Annotated in this window: 12 protein-coding genes and 1 pseudogene; 5 read left to right on the plus strand and 8 right to left on the minus strand. The window is 34.1% G+C overall.

The features are described from left to right. Positions 1–9 precede the first annotated feature (9 nt). The 4 genes from SG0102_RS11660 to SG0102_RS11675 form a co-directional block, all read right to left on the minus strand. The gene (locus SG0102_RS11660) at positions 10–657 is read right to left on the minus strand and encodes a YARHG domain-containing protein (RefSeq protein WP_197715038.1); all 648 of its coding nucleotides are present in this window, start codon (positions 655–657) and stop codon (positions 10–12) included. A 277-nt stretch (positions 658–934) separates the two neighbouring features. After that, the gene (locus SG0102_RS11665; RefSeq protein WP_125120089.1) at positions 935–1,897 is read right to left on the minus strand and encodes an N-acetylmuramoyl-L-alanine amidase family protein; all 963 of its coding nucleotides are present in this window, start codon (positions 1,895–1,897) and stop codon (positions 935–937) included. A gap of 327 nt (positions 1,898–2,224) precedes the next feature. Then, positions 2,225–3,283 carry a GGDEF domain-containing protein gene (locus SG0102_RS11670; RefSeq protein WP_125120090.1) on the minus strand — a complete coding sequence of 353 codons (1,059 nt, stop codon included), beginning with the start codon at positions 3,281–3,283 and terminating at the stop codon, positions 2,225–2,227. A gap of 796 nt (positions 3,284–4,079) precedes the next feature. Continuing rightward, positions 4,080–4,691 carry a VanZ family protein gene (locus tag SG0102_RS11675; RefSeq protein WP_125120091.1) on the minus strand — a complete coding sequence of 204 codons (612 nt, stop codon included), beginning with the start codon at positions 4,689–4,691 and terminating at the stop codon, positions 4,080–4,082. 313 nt (positions 4,692–5,004) lie between these two features. Here SG0102_RS11675 and SG0102_RS11680 point away from each other — a divergent pair, with 313 nt between their 5' ends. After that, complete coding sequence (locus SG0102_RS11680) at positions 5,005–5,283, plus strand: hypothetical protein (RefSeq protein WP_148668855.1); 279 nt, start codon at positions 5,005–5,007, stop codon at positions 5,281–5,283. A 154-nt stretch (positions 5,284–5,437) separates the two neighbouring features. Here the strand turns inward: SG0102_RS11680 and SG0102_RS11685 are convergent, their stop codons facing one another. Together SG0102_RS11685 and SG0102_RS11690 are read right to left on the minus strand one after the other, a co-directional pair. Beyond that, a complete protein-coding gene (locus tag SG0102_RS11685; RefSeq protein ID WP_125120093.1) occupies positions 5,438–8,290 on the minus strand; it encodes a TOTE conflict system archaeo-eukaryotic primase domain-containing protein in 2,853 nt (950 codons plus the stop codon). 690 nt (positions 8,291–8,980) lie between these two features. Next, entirely contained in the window at positions 8,981–10,474 is a 1,494-nt protein-coding gene (locus SG0102_RS11690) for an IS1634 family transposase (RefSeq protein ID WP_197715039.1), read from the minus strand. Between the two features lie 370 nt (positions 10,475–10,844). Between SG0102_RS11690 and SG0102_RS15770 the strand changes: the two genes are divergently transcribed. The 3 genes and pseudogenes from SG0102_RS15770 (at position 10,845) to SG0102_RS11700 (ending at position 12,954) form a co-directional block, all read left to right on the plus strand. Further along, entirely contained in the window at positions 10,845–11,087 is a 243-nt protein-coding gene (locus tag SG0102_RS15770; RefSeq protein WP_231999797.1) for a hypothetical protein, read from the plus strand. Between the two features lie 15 nt (positions 11,088–11,102). Then, positions 11,103–12,173: pseudogene (locus SG0102_RS11695) on the plus strand (PTS sugar transporter subunit IIC); the annotation flags it as partial. Beyond that, positions 12,163–12,954, plus strand: a complete 792-nt coding sequence (locus SG0102_RS11700; protein WP_125120095.1) for a Nif3-like dinuclear metal center hexameric protein — start codon at positions 12,163–12,165, stop codon at positions 12,952–12,954. The pseudogene SG0102_RS11695 and the gene SG0102_RS11700, both read left to right, overlap by 11 nt. On the opposite strand, the gene SG0102_RS11705 is transcribed toward SG0102_RS11700, so the two are convergent. Further along, positions 12,951–13,742, minus strand: coding sequence for a MurR/RpiR family transcriptional regulator (locus tag SG0102_RS11705; RefSeq protein ID WP_125120096.1), 792 nt, complete (start codon positions 13,740–13,742; stop codon positions 12,951–12,953). The genes SG0102_RS11700 and SG0102_RS11705 overlap by 4 nt on opposite strands. A gap of 220 nt (positions 13,743–13,962) precedes the next feature. Here SG0102_RS11705 and SG0102_RS11710 point away from each other — a divergent pair, with 220 nt between their 5' ends. Then, a complete protein-coding gene (locus tag SG0102_RS11710; RefSeq protein WP_125118273.1) occupies positions 13,963–15,522 on the plus strand; it encodes a transposase in 1,560 nt (519 codons plus the stop codon). Between the two features lie 26 nt (positions 15,523–15,548). On the opposite strand, the gene SG0102_RS11715 is transcribed toward SG0102_RS11710, so the two are convergent. After that, entirely contained in the window at positions 15,549–18,068 is a 2,520-nt protein-coding gene (locus tag SG0102_RS11715; RefSeq protein WP_125120097.1) for a KAP family P-loop NTPase fold protein, read from the minus strand. Positions 18,069–18,156 lie beyond the last annotated feature (88 nt).

Raw genomic sequence — 18,156 nt, forward strand, 5'->3', positions numbered from 1 at the left:
ATGATTTCTTTAAGAATCCTTTTGCATAGACACAATAAGATCAATATTTTCCTTCTCATACTTATTCAAGACATTATCATCAAATTTTCCTGGCGGAATACTGCCCTGATACCAGGATTTACTGTCAAAATAACGCTGTAATTCCTGATCTTTAAATAATAAGCCATGACGCGCATAGATTTCATTTTTGGCGAGTCTTAATTCTTGCGCATCTAATTCTGATAACTCATTTCTTGTATAATAAGCTTTATCAGCATCCGGTAAGATATAATCAGATTCAGTATTAGTGCTTACATCAGAATCACTTTCATCTGATGCATCAGATGACTCATAACTTTCCTCTGGTTCATTGGTCGTAGATGATACAAGAGATGAATCATCGCTTTTCTCTGACTTCGTGGCATCACTTGTCCTTTTTTGCGATTGTGTTACATAACTTGAAGAATCCGTTTTCTTCTGATCAGATGGTAAAATACCTGCAGCTTTACTAATTCCCGCAAATATAAAAAAACTAATTCCTAAACCAATAACATAAAATGTCATTTTCTGTTCAAGAATCCCCTGAACAGTCCCAAAAAGGACAAAATGTTTGGAAATTTTGTGACCAATAATCAGTCCAAAAACAATTGCTAAAAATCCCATTAAACCTAACAACATATAAGCTCCTCCCATAATTCACAACATCACAAAACGCTAAATAAAAATATATTTTATTGATTTTGTTATTTTCTTATCATATGTATCATTATAATTCTTAAATATCCTTTTTACAATCGTTTTATCAGCATTTTTTTGATTTATTACGCGATATTGTAAGGTAATATTAATATCATAATATTGAACATTAACTAATTATTGTGACCGTAATTTTCATTATCTTCTAACGCAAAAGAAAAGGATAACCACCATTTAGTTATCCTTAATCAATGCTTTGTTATTTAAAATAATCATCAATACCATTGGCCATACCAGTAGCCATCTTTTCCTGATAAGCAGGGGTTGATAAAGCATAGTCTTCCTGTTTATTACTCATTTCACCCATTTCTACTAAAACAGTTGGCACTTTAGACCAGTTGGTCCCCGTTAAATCATCACGATAAGAAATACCTCTATTATTTGCTCCAGTTGCTTTTTGAATAGCTGGTAATAAACACTTCGTTAACCGTAAAGAGCTATTCACAATCGATGATGATAAGAATCTATTAGATGAAGATGGTGTTAAAATAAAGTAACCATGTAAAGCAGAGTTCCCAGAACCATCACAGTGAATACGAATCGCTAAATCTGCATTGCTTTTATTGGCAATTTCCGCTCTTTGAATGTTAGAGATATTCACATCCTGCGACTCTCTTACCATCACGACTTTATAGCCTCTAGAAATGAGAATGCTTTTTAGTTTCTTCGCTGTTTCTAAATTGACTTCTGACTCAGCCTTATGTGTATACTTACCTTCAGTACCGCTTGTAACCTTAGGCTTTCGGATACTTGAACCAGGGCCAATCGCTTCTAAAGCATTATTACCATAACGCTGATGACCGGCATCAATACAGATTGTTCTCCCCGTTTCTTTGGTATTTGTATTACTGTTCGTATTTACTTTGACATTTGTATTTGTATCATTTTTAGCAGCTTCTTTATTTTGTGTTTTTACTGTTCTATTTGATGTTGTTTGTTTAGTATCCGTTTTATCCTGCTTATTTGTAGCTGTCTGCTCATCAGCTGTATCTTTTTCCACCGTTTTTGATGAATCCGTTTCTTTTGACTTTTGTACAACTGTTTTATCTTGATCATTAGTAGCTGTTTCATGACCTGTCTTACGCTCTACACTGCAACCGCTCATCATCATTGTACATAACAATAAGCCACAAATCATTTTCCCAATTTTATTAGTATTCATAATCTCCCTCTTTTCTTTGTATTTCCATTCTAACGCAATTCTTATAAAAATACAGTGAAAACACGGAATATATACCGTGAGGGAAAAGGTTTAAAGTTTCATTTACCGCCAAAAAGGAGCTTTGCCATAGGCAAAGCCCCCCTAGGAGTTCTCCTCCAGTTTCTCTTCATTTTTAAGTGCAGAGTCTAACAGCTTAATAAATTCCAAGGATGATCGGAACGTTTCTTCCTTTCGTTTATTGAGCCAAACAATTTCACCCTGCCAGTCATATTGATTTCTTCTCACAGTCACGAAGAAGTTTTGACCTATTTTCTTTGGTCGCATGATTTAGGTTCCTTTCTTATTATGATGAGAACCCTCTTTTTTATGAACTTTCTTGTATTCATACATCCGTTGATCACTTTCCTTAAGGATTTCTCTTATACTGCGGGAATCCTCTTTATGGACATAAACAATCCCATAACTAAAACTACCGGATGTATGATCATGGACAGCTTCTCTAGCCTGTTCTAATAAGCGGGTAGCAATACTTTCACGACATTCTTTGAGGAAGACCACGAATTCATCCCCGCCCATTCGAAATATGACATCAGTGGTTCGAAACTGTTCACGAATAGCTTCAATAACTTCAATAATATAATGATCACCAGCTTCATGTCCTTGTTTGTCATTCACTTCTTTGAGGTTATCAATATCAATAAAAACAAGTGAATAATTACAGCCTTCAGACATAACGGGGAAATACTCTTCAAAGTAACGCTTATTCTTCACTCCAGTCAAAGGATCATCATAAGCGTCACGATTCAGACGCAACATGTTGCGGTAATTAACAATAATGGCACGAGAACGTTCTAATGATAGTAAAATTAATATCCCTACAACAATTCCAATGGCAACTTCCAGCTTCTTTAAACCCGTTACTATGCCTTCGCCGTAACATTCAGCAATAGACACGGTTTTATCACAGATCTCATAATAGTTATTACTTAAGGTCAGGAGTAATTGTTCATTCTTTCCAGTTGGTGTTTTCCGATACGTGTAAATGGCTTTCTTTAAGGTTTGCCATTCTCTTTTTTGTTCCATGAGTTCACTTTGGAAGCTAGCGCTATCAAGCTTAATCAGCTTATAACGCGAAGAAGAATGTTGGAGGGCATCAATAATTCCATCAAGGTAAGTTAACTGATCATCTACTTTCTTTTGGCTTAATTCCTGTTTAATGGCTCTTTGCGAAGAGCCTCGCACAATCCCAGCATAATTCACTACCCGGGATACGCCAGTAATTTCATGCGTCATGAAAAATGCATTACAGAGTAAACAAACTAGAGCCGTAATAAAGACAATCATAATAATTGTTTCTATACCATCGGTTATAAATTTCCGCTTCATATCAATCTCGCCCCCTCACGAAGTGATCATTTAAGGCAAAGAAGAAGGCTTCAGCCATATAACAATAAACATCATGATGTTGGTGGAGATGTTATGTAAAAACACTGCTATGGGAGTATACGCTGAAGCCTTCTATGGGATATCGTGTATCATGCATTATGAGGCGATCTCATCACTTCTTTAAGCTCTGCCACCAGCCTATGTCAATCAACCGTATACTAATATATTTAGCATAGGTAATAGGATTCGGGAAGCTAGATAATATTAATTTCATGTGATTTTCAATAGCGACAGTCATGAGCTTTTCGAATGCTAAACAAGCGGCGATGATTACCTGTCTGAGCGCTAAATAAGGATATGACCAATATGTTTGGTATTGACTAGAAAAACGGTCATATTTAAGAGACTTTAGTTTAAACATTAGTTAAGCTTGCCAACTGCTTTTTGATGGCAGAGCCTTATATTGAATGTGAGATCTTATTTTTATTACCCTTTATTTTATCATCAACCATCCCCTTTAAAAGGCGAGTATACTTTGGTGGAATTTTTGTATACGTTTTGCCATTCAAACTTCTACGCAAACATTATCATATACACCTGCTACTTTCAAGTAAAATATCAATTATTTCATGAAATAATTAGAATTCTTTAAAATACTGATTTTTCTCCATTTTATCATTATTTTTATTTACGGAAGATATTCCGTATTATGTTAAATCTTCCGTATTAGGAATCACTCCTATTATTTTGATTTGCAAATTATAGAAACATGATAATGCAAGCAAAAAAGAAGTACTTACATACTTCTTACATGATGAATGATATAAAATAAGATACCACCGATGAAACCGCCTAAGGTGTTATAAGTTAAATCAGAAAACTGAAAAGTTCCTAAGAAAAATAAAGCCTGCATCGATTCAATAAATAATGAGCTTAAGAAAGAAACCTTCAAACTCATCTTCATCACCTGTTTAAAAGTATGATTTTCACCAAAGAGTTCCTTTTCAAAGCAGTAAAACATCGTTAAGGTATAAGGAATAAAGAGAATGACATTCTCAACACATTCCGTAGAATATTGACCATTTTCATTAGTAAAGGTCCAGCCGCCAAATAAATAGCCTAAGGGATTGGGCCATATTGGTCTATTAAGTAAAGTTCTCAATAAGATTAAAGCTACCACAAAGAAGAACAAAAAAGCTTTTCTAAACTGACTTTCCCTTTTAAAGGCAGATCCCCAAGTACTTAACGTCTTCTTAATAACATTATTCTTATGCCAATGATGCTCTTTTCCATAAAGATAGACAAACATTGACAAAAAAGCAATAAGTACTGCATTAAAGAATGGTAAATATAAAGCAGTCATAACATCATAAATAATTGTCTGTAATATTTGTATCAAAGAATGCATAACAAGCCTCCATAAAAATCATATTAGGTGTCCATTCTACCATGATCCTTATAATGATGAAAGGATGAAAACTTATACATTTCGTAAAGCAATCATCATACGCAATCAATGATAAAATACATATTAACTCTCCCCAGCCATATCAATAATGCAATTTTCATCTTCATATAAAGGCTATGCTTATAGACTTATTAAGTCATGATAAAATTACAAAAACATGCTGAAATAGGAAAATCAAATGTCATGAAAAATAACATCTCAGTCAAAAGAATATAATGTCGATCCTTGACACCTCTTTACTAAACATTAAACTTTGAAACAAACTGCCAAAGCCCTTATAAAGATACAGCAAGTGATAAATAGCTTAGGGAAATTCATTAGCTTACCCATTGCTGTGACGGCGAATATAGCTAGTGTGCTCTATATCCAAATGCGTATGGCCGCTGTCATTGCCTATATGGGCGGTTATGATTTGCAGTCAGACAAAGTCCAAACCTTTGTATATGCTTGTTCATTAGGTAATTCTGTAAATGATGTTCGCAAAGGGACTGGTATGAATTTTGAACAAAAGTTCTCAGGCAATTCAATTTAAAAATCAATGGTGAAACGATTGGGAAGATCAATCAAAAAACCGGTATGCGATTTATCACTAAGTTCGGTGAAAAAGAGTCATTTATTGAAGCAAAGCTGTTTTTTTGGTTAGCGGTACGACAGCAACAATCAATTATACAGCTAACAAACTCTTTTCATTTTGAAACAGATAATGCTAATAACTCACTGGCACTATGGGCATCACTATAGCGCAACATCACTTGGTCCTTTTTCACATTGGATAATAGGTTCATATCCCCATACCATATTAGCTGTGAATCAATAACACAATAACGTACAGGAATAACATCATAGGTATGAACAATAATCCCTGCTTGTTTTAATATTCCTATGTATTGTGATTGTCTTTCCTGCTGATCTTCGATACATTTATCAGGATCTAAACATAAAACAGTAATAATAACGCCTCTTTCCATCACCGACTTGAATAACTTTGTATAATGCATCACTGATGATTTAGATAAAGTTGATGATGAAATGACAATTTCTTTATTGGCATGTAATAAGTCATCATCATATAAAGACTGATACTGATTAGCGTCAAAGAAAGACTGTTCACTTTTGGTTGGGACGTATAGACTTGAGACAATATGAAAACCATTCTTCTTATAGGTTGTCATACGCTTATGAGACATGCGTTCAAAGACAGGGATATGGATATCAATATAATCATAAACAATGGAGCTTTGCTTTCCTTCATAGTCTCTGGTAATACGGCCAATTGCCTGGGCAGTTCTGCCTTCATAAGAAATCGGTGATGCCAGCATAATGGTATCAGCCCTTGGGAAGTCAAAACCTTCACCAGCTAACTGAATAGTCGCAATCAGAATAACACTTTCTTCATCAGGAATGGTCTTTAAATAATTGAGGATTTCTTCTTTTTCTTTCTTTGTCTTATTACCAACCAGTAATAAGACATGATCAGCTTCTCCTTTAAGACGATGATATAAATCCTCACACTGATCGACAAACTTCCCTAATACTAATGGTGTATGATGTTTTGATAAAACCTGGATCACATCTTTACAGATCATCTCCTGACGATCTTTATGCAGTTTAATAAGATCATTGGCTTCATGTAAAGATAGCTCATGATCTGATAAATTCACGACATTGGTAAAACGAGGATAAACATAGTGATTAAAAGATTGTTCCATCGCTCTTTTAAAACTTGCATAAGTATAACGAATAGGGCCAAAGGTAAACCCAATAATCGGGGTTAATCCATCGCTACGCTTGGGCGTAGCTGATAAGCCATAAACATAACGTGAGCGAACAACATCGAGAGCATCCCCAATCTGATCACCAGCACAACGGTGACATTCATCCATGATGACCATTCCATATTGATCTAATAAGGGATACATGTCTTCTTTTAAGCTTTGCATCATCGCAATATCAATGATGCCAGTTAACTTATTTTGACCACCTTTTAAAGTCCCAATACAGCTTTTATAGGTTTTAACGATACCTGTTTTTGTTGTATATGTAGGTAATGGTTCATCAACAGATAAGAAAGTATCTAAACTATCCATCCATTGTGCTAATAAGGTCTCTGTCGGCACAATAATAAGGGTAGATACCTTTCTTTCTGCAATCATCGCACACGCAACAACGGTTTTACCAAAACCTGTCGCCGCATTCAGAATCCCAATATCATGTGCTAACATTTTCTTCATAGCCTCATTTTGCTCATCTCTTAGTTCCCCCTGAAAAGAAACATGAATCATTTTCCCGTTTAAGCGCTGATCTGAGACTTTATAAGAGATATCTGATAATACACATTCATCAATAAGCTGCTTATAAAGTCCTCTTGGTATCTTAATATAGTTTTGCCCATCTTTATGAGTTTGAATGATTCGACTCACATAATACTTACGTTTCCCTTTTCCCATCACACTATTATAATCACTGTTTTTAAAAGCAGCCATTCTTCTGATCCGATTACGCATTCTTGGTTTCATATGACTCGTATCAATATAAAGACCATCCGCTAAGACAATGGACATAGATCCTTCGATGTCTTCTTTGTGAAAAGCTTGGATACTTTTCTCCCACGGATGATCTTCTAGAACATCACTTGCTAAAACACCGAGTTCATCTTTATTGCCCCAGGCTTTGAGTTTCTCTTTGATCAATGTCTCTGTAATCTTTGGATAATGCACTAAATGCATCCACTGTTTAGGATAAGGATCCCAGTCTTCATCGACAAAGCAGGTATTACATTCTAAGACCGATTGTCCCTGTAAAGGTAAAGCAATTAAATTCCCTATTTGTCCTTCATTCAGATGATCCTGCATAGGTAACATCCGATCATAAGTTTTAAATGTCTTCATATCAATATAATTAGCCCCAATGGTTAATAATTGACTGCCAAAACGTCTAGCCAAAGACGCTTCAATCGGTTTATCAAAGATAAACCAGACATGGGCACCATGACCAGAACGTGATCGTTCTACTAAACAAGGAATCTTCTCTCTTTCACATATCTTACGTAAGGCATTTACTTCTTCTTTCCAGCCATTATCTTTATTAGCGAAATCTTCATTTTTATTGTTATGATCATCAAAATCAAAAACCAATAAATATGTTGTATCATCTTCACATAAAGGATAGATCCCATAGACTCCTTCGCCATTTAGATGATTCAAATAAACATCTTCATTAATTGGGATATAGTCCTGATACCGACACTCTGTGCAACGCATCTTAACCTTTAAATAACGTGGACAAAAAGGTTTATAAAAGTTACTGCATTGGGGATAATAGTTTGTTCCATTTTTCCCTTCTACCCTTTTCGCATAAACATCTTTACGTCCTTTAAAGAAACTATTAAGAATTAATGCCCCTTTCTCATCATAGATTTTCTTTTGTGGTACATATTTCTTTTTCTCATAATCAATATGATACTCTTCTAATAACTTTTTCAATCTTTCATTTTCTTTTTTAAGTAATTCATTCTCTTCTAATATCTTATTCATATCCATATGACATCACCTATTCTTATTGTACCAGATGCATAGAGCAGCGTGTAGCACCAGAAAGTAAAAAAGCTCAATTTAACATCAAAAATATATAAATACAGGCACACCGATAGACTGATTATGCAAACCGATATACGTCTTAACAAACCGGTTATACTTTTTGATAAACCAATCTCATGTCTTATATAAACCGGGATGCGTTTTTTATGAACCGATCTATTTAATAAACCGCACTTACGTTTGAGTACACCAGAGTAACGTTTTATGAAACCGATCGAATGGTTAATATAAACCAATCATTGCGTCTAGAGCACACCGATTAGTCCGACATATGTATACCAGAAAAACTGATGTTCGGATGCAAATTTTATGTATAACTAATAGTGCTCTTAATGAAATACCTGATGCCTTATAAGTAATCCAGGTATTAGCTTACACAACACCAGCTATACACATCAATCGTATGAATATATTTCCCACTTATTATATTTATACTAACACTTTTTTCATAAAGACTTAAATCATCATGTAATCACTTACAAAAAAGGAAATATTATATCTTAACTTCCAATAATATTTGCACTAAATAGGTATTAAATCTTTATATGGAGAAATATTTCGCTTTCTACAGTATGATTTGTGCTATCTTCCTTCTTCACCATGCAGGATAGCCTCTTTAATACATATTTCATCTTATTTCGATACATGTTCTAGAATTTCGCATAAACTGCGATTTCGTCTTTTCAGAACATTCGCATCAATGCCAAAAGACTTCAGAATTGTTTTCTGCGTTTTGGTTGGCGCATGATCAAGAATATAATTGCCCTGATGACATCTCATCAGTTCTATTTTCTCAAGCTCCCTGATGGCAGCTGGCACATTCATATAATTAAGTCTCTTTTTTAAGGCTTCCTGCTCCTTTTTCAATTTTGTATACATCCTATTCCTTAAAATAAGGGCTATAAACTCAACAAACAGTTTTGCACTCATAGACTTACTGCTATGAACTCGTACTGCTGCGCCACCCAGATAAGACTTGTCTCCTCTAAAAAGCTTTTCAGAAGCATCTCTGCTCTGATAAATTGTTAGTGCTTCTTCTGCAGTCATAGGATCAGACGATATTATGCAGTCATATCCAAAAAGAGAGATTTCTTTCTCTATTACTGATGTTTTTTCGCTCGCACAAACAAACGTTCCATCTTTGTGATATTCGATATGAAAATATTTATTATACTTTTCGGCTAGCGTGACCTTCTCACCTGACAGAGAATCCAAATATTTCTGCATTTCCTCAATCTGATCCTCGAATACTGCCATTTCAGCTGCCGCCTTCTCATGGGAATAGTACAGATGAAAATACCTGTCCTTTGAATCTGAAGGATAGAGCTTTCTGGCTACCGTTTTTCCATAGCATCTGTATGGTCTGATCAGGCTTTTTCTGTCACTTTCAAAGCTTCCCTTACAATCAAGAATAATCTCTCTGACAAGCTTCTTTTGGCCCTTCACCATAATTATGAATGGATATTCTGCCTTATCCATATCATGGATATTGGTGCGACTGAAATAACCCCGATCCAGAATAAAGCCAATATTTCTGTATCCATATCCTGATGCCTTCTCTACCATATATCTTAACTGTGAAACATCAACGATACTGCCTGGGTATTCTTCGTAAAACAGCGGCATTTCATTGTTTATGTCATATGCCATCGCAATGTTTACAATCGGCAGCCCCCTGTCCACCTTAGGATGAACAAATTCGACCATATCTATATTCCCTGCCTGACAGTTTTTATTGGTTGAATCATAAGAAATATATATTCTTTCACCATGATCACGATCATGATTCCAGTCATCAAGAAAACCCTGAATCTGATTATAATCAACTGATGAAAGAAACTCTGAAATCTTAGAATCACTGTAAATCTTCATATCTTCAGTCATCAGCGGATGATTATATGCATAATCCGGATAATACTGAGACTGATTTCCTTCCGTAATGATTGAGTAAAAAGCAAGATCCAGAATAAGTGCAGCATCCCTGTCATCAAACCGGTTTTCAAGTGTCTTCTTAAGATTGAGCTCTCTTGCCAGCTCAGAAAGGACCATGAATGTGCCGCTCCTGAGGCAGCAGCTTCTTTCAGACTGTGATTCCTCAGAGAACGCCTCAGGCCCAAAATATCTCACATAGTTTTCATTAGGGAACATCATACCGGGGTCATCAGACAGCTTGCCAATAATCGCAAATTTAGGAATTGCATACTTTTTTCAGGTACATATCTGGTCTCCAGAAGATAACGAACATAAGAGCTTTTTCCCTTCTTCATAACATTAATTTTACCTTTTTCATCAGGCACTCTGACAGTTTCCTTGTAATACATATTATCACCCCTTTCTTCAAAATATTTAGTGCAACTTTACACTAGTATTATATCATAATTTTAGATGATAATACAGAGGAAAAAGGACAAAAAATCATGAAATATTCATAATATTTTGTCCTTTGATCATAAAAAATATATTACTTAGTGCAATTTTTTCTGGAAGTTAAGATTATATGGAGAAAATTAAAATCTTCATGAATAGCTTTCAGACTGTCATGGAAAATAAAATTGTTCCTGTCGCCGCAAAGTTTTCTGGAGAAAGACATTTAAGTGCTTTACGAGATGGATTAACAATCCTAGTACCATTTACTGTCATTGGAGGGCTTTCTTTAATGATCGTCAATCCACCTGTTGATCTTACCATGATGAAACCCACCAATCCTTTATTCGTATTTCTTATTGCCTGGAAAAAATAGGCTAACGCGTATTCGAATCTCTTAACAATTCCTTTTAATCTCACAATTGGTGTTATTTCCATTTATACTGTTTTAGGCGTATCCTATCGCTTAGCTAAGTCTTATCAGATGGATGCTTTTCCCAATGCCCTTACCGCCCTGTTTGTTTTCTTTTGTGTAGCAACGGTGCCTCAAACCATTAAGAAAGGTTCTTATATTGATGTATCTGGCTTTGGCTCAACATCTATGTTTACAGCCATCATAATCGGTTTGTTAGTCATTGAAATCAGTCACTTCCTCATTAAGAAAAACATTAAGATTACCATGCCAGCCAGTGTTCCACCAATGGTTGCCGGTCCATTTGAAGTTTTAATTCCTATGCTTGTTAACATGATTCTCTTCATCGCATTGAATCAGCTTTGTTTAGCAACCACTAAAGCAGGATTAACCAGTTTAGTATTTACAATCTTTTCACCATTAATTTCAGCCACGGCTTCATTGCCTTCAATGCTCTTTATTGTGACATTAACAGTTGTCTTCTGGTTTTTTGGCATTCATGGTGATAATATGGTCAGTGCCATTACTACACCAATCTTTACCAATAACTTAGTTGCCAACCTTGATGCTTATAATAAAGGTCAGCCAATCCCAATTATTATTGCAGGTAACTTTACATTTATTTTTGGTTTAGCCATTGTTTACCTAGTTTTTCTCTTCAATATGAATGTCTTTTGTAAAAATGAAAAGCTGAAATCATTAGGACGATTAGCTATTCCATCATCTCTCTTTAACATTAATGAGCCATTAGTTTTTGGGATTCCTACTGTTTTAAACATTTTGACCTTTATTCCAAGTTTCATTTGTACTATTCTTAATGTATCCGTTGCATATTTAGCAACTTACTTTGGCTTTATGAGCAAAACATGTATGAGTGTCCCATGGACACCTCCCGCTCCATTATATGCTTTTATTTCGACAATGGATTACCGTGCACTTATTGTCTGGTTCATTCTCTTTGCTTTAAACGTTATCATCTGTTTACCATTTATGAAGAGTTATGATCACCAGCTAGACTTAGAAGATCAAGGTGATATCAATGAAAATTAGTGAAATTATTACATTTTTAGAAAGCAAAGGTGACTTTATTAATTATCAGCATACCCGTGATCATCTCCTTATTGGAGATGATCATCAGGATGTCAATCAAGTCATTGTTTGCTGGGTAGCATCTCTACCAATCATTAAACAGGCTATTCAAAGCAATTGCCATTTCATCATTTCTCATGAAAATCCATTCTATTTAGCCTCAACAAACTTACCCAATATACTATTATCAGCGCAACAAGAAAAAAAGGCATTACTTAAAGAACATGCCATAAGTATCTATCGCTGCCATGATTTATGGGATGGTATCCCTGACGTTGGTGTCAGGGATACCTGGGCGAAGATCATGAACATACCTTTTAAACCCTGCCAGCCTCAAGATTATATTCGTATATCAGAGCCAACAAACCGACCATTAAGCTACTTTATCAATATAATAGCAAAGAGTATTCAGCCTTATGGTGAAACGGGTATTGAGGTAATTAGTGATCCTGATCACGAAGTTCATACCTTAGGGATTGGCACAGGCGCCTGTACCGATGTTTTTGAAATGGTCGCAAAAGGTGCTGATACCTGTATTGTCAGTGATGATGGGATCAATAATTGGAGTTCCATCCAGTGGGCTCACGATCATCACATTCCCTTAATTGTCGTCAGTCATATGGCTTGCGAAGCTCCTGGAATTAAATCTATGGCTGACTTTCTCAATGATTCAATCCCTGATGTACAATTTAAATTTCTGCCAAATGATTTTCGAATCACTCACTTAAAAAGCAAGTGCTAGCCTTCTAGCACTTGCTTTTCTAAATACAGTCCATAATAATAAGAAATCACTTCCGCAAAGAAATGCATGGTGGTACGATTGTCTAACTGCTTGAGTACTTTTGTATCCTTCAACAAATGCATTGTAGAAGGTAATACAAAAGATGTATTCACGTACTTTTCTAAAGCATTATCTGGATTCATTGTAATCAGCACTACTCGAGCTTTCTTTTGTGAAGCAGCTTTAACAAGTTGTCCATATGTATCCAATGCCCCTGACACACTAAAAACAATAATCAAATAATCCTTGGTGATACATTGCGTTAGGCATTTAATTTCTTCGCGATCCGTCGCATCGCCAATATACTTATTATGAGAAAACAATGAATATTTCAATTGTTTTGCACAAAAAGATGAATTTCCTATGCCAATAACTTCCACATATTTGTATTGATCAATGTATTCAGCTAACAATGTTAGCTGAATATTATAATCTTGTTTTGAAAGTTCGGTGATTGTTTGACTATAAGATGTCACAATTTCCTGATAAATATCACCACTTTCCGTATTTTGTTTTTCTTCTTTTATAAATGATTCACCAACAGCATATTTAAATTCACTATAGCCGCTATATCCTAGCTTTTTAGCGAATCTTAACATTGCAGATTTCGATGTTCCACATAGGGTTGCAGCATCTATAATAGAATGTTCACTCACCACTGTTGGATCATCTAGAATCACAGTACATATCTTTCTTTCTGTATTTGTTAACGATGTATAGTATATTGATATCTTTTCTTGTAATTTCACTTTCTAATCCTCTCAAAAACATTTAAAATGATAAACTATTAAACTTGAATTCCCTAGAACAGTTTTTAACTACACTGATTTCTAGATGGATTAATATATAGAATTATGTTGTTAACATCACTATAAATTGAATTTTTACATTGAAATAATTAGCACGATATAGTATAATGTAGTTATAAAGAATTAGATTTATAACTACTCATGCAAAAGAGGTGCTAATATGAAGCTCAGTTATCAGACAATTAATGGAACACTTTATGCTAAAATCCCTGGCAAATCAGTCCGCAAAAACGGCAAGATCGTTAAGCAAGGTGCTAAACATTTAGGCAAGGTTATCGATAAGGAAAACAATATCTTTTTCAATAAAGAAAGAGGCATGTTTACCTATGATCCTGAAACTGGTGAATTCGGTGAAGCTGATGAATCCTATGTATCTGATGTTCAGCCTGATAAGCGCAAAAGACAGCGTACTATTCTTGATTATGGCGATGCCTACTTCGTAGATCAGCTTATTCATCATATGGGATATGACAAAGTCATTGATGAAATCAGCTATAAAAACAAAGATACCTTATATGCAATGGTTGCCTACTATGTCATTTCCAACGCTGCTAACTGTCATGCCAATACCTGGTATGAAGGGAGCTTTGAAAGCATTCTTTATCCAAAGGCTAATCTCACATCTCAGAGAATAAGTGACTTTATGAGATCAATTGGCAAATCAGAAAATGTCCTTAAATTCTTTGAAAATCATATGAAGTGGATCAAAGAAAACATTTCGTCTGATAAAGCTATAATCATTGACAGCACAGGGCTTCCTAACAGTATTCATATGCCATTAACTGCAATCAGTAACCACAATGGGAAGGTTTCCAATGAGGCTAGAATGATTACAACACTTCAGAGAGATACAGGCTATCCCCTAATGTTTAGAATTATTCCAGGCAATATCGTTGATATGAATACACTGATCAGATCAGTAAATGTACTTGATAATTTAGGCAATATTGAAACAGACTATATTCTTAGTGATGCTGGTTATTATACCCTTGAGGATATTAATGAGCTTTATCGAGCTAACATCGATTTCCTGATGAGACTGCCTGAGAAATATAGACTATATCGTGATTTGATCAATAAATACGGTCCCGAACTAAAGCAGGAAAGAAATATGGTCAAATATAGTGATAGAGTCGTCTATATCAAACAGATCGAAGTTAGCATTGGTGATGGACATAAGGCTTATGCTTTTCTAGGATATGATCTAGATCAGGTAGATCATGAAATACATAAGTGTCTGAATAAGAGCAAAGAAATGTCAACTATGCAGATCCAAAAAAAGCTTGAATCAATGGGATATTTTGTACTGATTTCAAGTCTTCCATTCCCAATTGAAGAAGTGCTTCCTGCCTACTATACTAGACAGCTGGTTGAGCAGTACTTTGATTTAAGCAAGGGATCATCTAAGCTGACACCACTTCGCGTTCATAGCGAAGAAGCAGTAAGAGGTCACCTGTTATTATCAATGATTGCGGCAACCATTAACGTGTATATCCAAAAGAAAACAAAGAAAACTGCAACCAACCAGGAAGGCATATTCATGGGACTCAGAAATCAGAAGTGCCTCGTCTACAAGACAGTCACTTCAGTTGAAGAGCCACAAAAAAGAGCTAATGATATCTATAATGCGTTTAATATTTCATGCCCACTTTCATACACAAAAAGAGGCAGTGATTGGGTACCAAAATTTCACCTAAAAAGGCATGAAGATGAGGTGTAGTTATAAACTATACCCGGGAATTCAAGTTAAAGATCATTGAAATAAAAAGGCTTATTTCGCTTTACAGGATAATCCCCCATAACAATTTTTTCACCATTTTTAAATCTTTGATAAAGGTCTAATATAAATTTTTGCGATTCATTTTCAGGTTTAAACTCACTTAAGTATTGATCCATTGTCTCTTGGCTAACGCCCATATCATCAAACAAGCTCTGATCAATTCCATAATTATGAGTTGAACCATGACTACTTCCGACACAATCACCTAATATTCTATATACATATTTAGGTCTTATTATATTTCGTATGTATGTGTAAATCATTTCCCTATAATCTTCTTTAAATCTCTTTAATCCCACAATATTTCCACGTGAATAATATTGATCAGCATATAAATCAATATTATTACTTAGAATATCCTCACACATCTTATTATAATAGTTTGTCCAAATATTTATGATATTTTTATTTGCTGATAAACTAGCGGTTGTTAACCAATATTTAATCTCTGATATTGTATTTATATATCCATAACAATTTAAATGTGAATTAATAAAATCACCTAATTCTTTTGGTTTCAACTGATTTATTAATTCTGCAATTATAACTTCAGCTCTTCGGTGTGCTGACAAAGCAAAAAATCCACTAAAATCGCTGCTAAATTCCTCTATATGATTCCAAAAAAACATTATCAAATTCAAACATTGTGATCTTTCAATATTAGTAATTCGTTTGTCTATTTCATTCACCATATCAAACTGAATAGATTTATGGGCACTCAATATTTCCAGTTCGCGTGCAGCTGTTTCAATGTTTTCAACAGATTTAGCATTATTCACACTTTGAATAAATGAATTAACTTTATAATATATCATTAAGAAATTGTTTATTCCATATGAAAAATAGAGATCGAAATATTTTGCCGATCGAATAGAAAATATATTTGTCTTTTTTCGTTTTGTGTGTACGTCGTTTCCCCCTAAATCAGGAAATAAAAATAAAACCATATCCAAATCTTCAGAATAATTTTCTCTAAGATATTTTAAAAATTCCGACCTTTTATTTTTACAATCTTCCTTATCTAAACGGAACGAAAAAACATCCACTTTCTTTTGAACATCTAACGATATGAGTATTTTGTTGTTATTCTTTATTAACTCATAAAGATGCTTGTTCCTGAATCTTATGAGCTCAAGTACTAACAACTCATTTAAATTTAAAAAACTATAATAAAAAAATACACGATTAATATTTGAGTTTAATATTCTAGTAAAATTGCGCAAATCACTAACTTTCTTTGTAAGGAAATCAATGTAATCATTTATTTCTTCTAATTTTATAACCTGTTTTTTAGATAAGATATTAGCAATACATGTAGTGTAAATTTCATCAAGTTTATCTCGATCAGGCTCAGGAATACTAATGACCTGATTAATAATTTTTTCTTTATACTTTGGATTTATTTTTAACGATTCGCTAAAGATATCATCTAAACGCTTATCATCATAAGAAAGAACATAGTTAATATGCGGAAGATTAAAAATAGTGCCAATGAGTTTAAATAAGAAAAGAACATTTTCACTATTCATACGATCTAGATTATCAAAAACAATAATAACAACTTCATTTTCTTTATTTAATATTTCAGTCAGTTCCCTCTTCATTTGTTTAAGATCACTATATCCAAAGTGATCATCAAGCAGCTTGTCGAACCAAGTTTGTTTAGATACACTAGCAAGGATCGATGTTAACTTCTTAAGATCATGCCGTAGTTTGAAATTATTATATTTAACACCAACACATTTTAATATTTCTTCGTAGAGGCTCACTAAAAGTGCTTCATTAGTACCAAAAATCCAGGGATCAAAATCACTAATTATTTTTATATGAGTGTTATCCTCATTTATGATTTTATCTAAAGTTAAATTGATGAGTGTTGTTTTTCCAGCCCCCCATTCACCTTCAACACCTATAGTGAATGCATTTCCACCATGTTCTAAGGTCATAGCATCTTTTAATTCATTAATAATTAATCCTCTATTAAGTAAGTCTTGGGTACCTGCCTTTTCCTTAACCACTATATTATGGCCCAGTGTAAAACTATTTTTATAAATATCATAAAGTGTAACCAAATCATGATTAGTTCGATTGTTATCTTGTGAAGAGCTAAAACGCTTTAAATGAATTAATCTGATGATTATCACCGGAGTAATGAAGCAAAGGGCAATTATCAAAGGAACCATTATATAACCTCTACTTAAAAATAAAAAATGTCCTAGTATTAAATAAATTAAGAGTGAAACTAATAAAGACACTAAAAACACATCGATTTCATTAAAAGCTTTTGCTCCTATAAAATCTGCAAAGCCATTTCTTAAAACATGAATAACAATCAACAATTCAAAGATAATCAAACATGTTAATATCATTATTTTGTTATTGGTTGATATGAATTGTCTTAACATATTATCAATCATTATCAATAGAAAAATTAATGCTAAAATATATTCAGCCATTTTTAACAATTTATTTTTGTTGATCTTCATTATTCACTCACCCTTTATCACACTTGTTTCTTATTTTACAAAAAATTCCATATATTTAAACCACTCAACATTTCACAATAAAAACCGT

The sequence above is a fragment of the Intestinibaculum porci genome (assembly GCF_003925875.1).
GTDB classification, from domain to species: Bacteria; Bacillota_I; Bacilli_A; order Erysipelotrichales; family Coprobacillaceae; genus Intestinibaculum; species Intestinibaculum porci.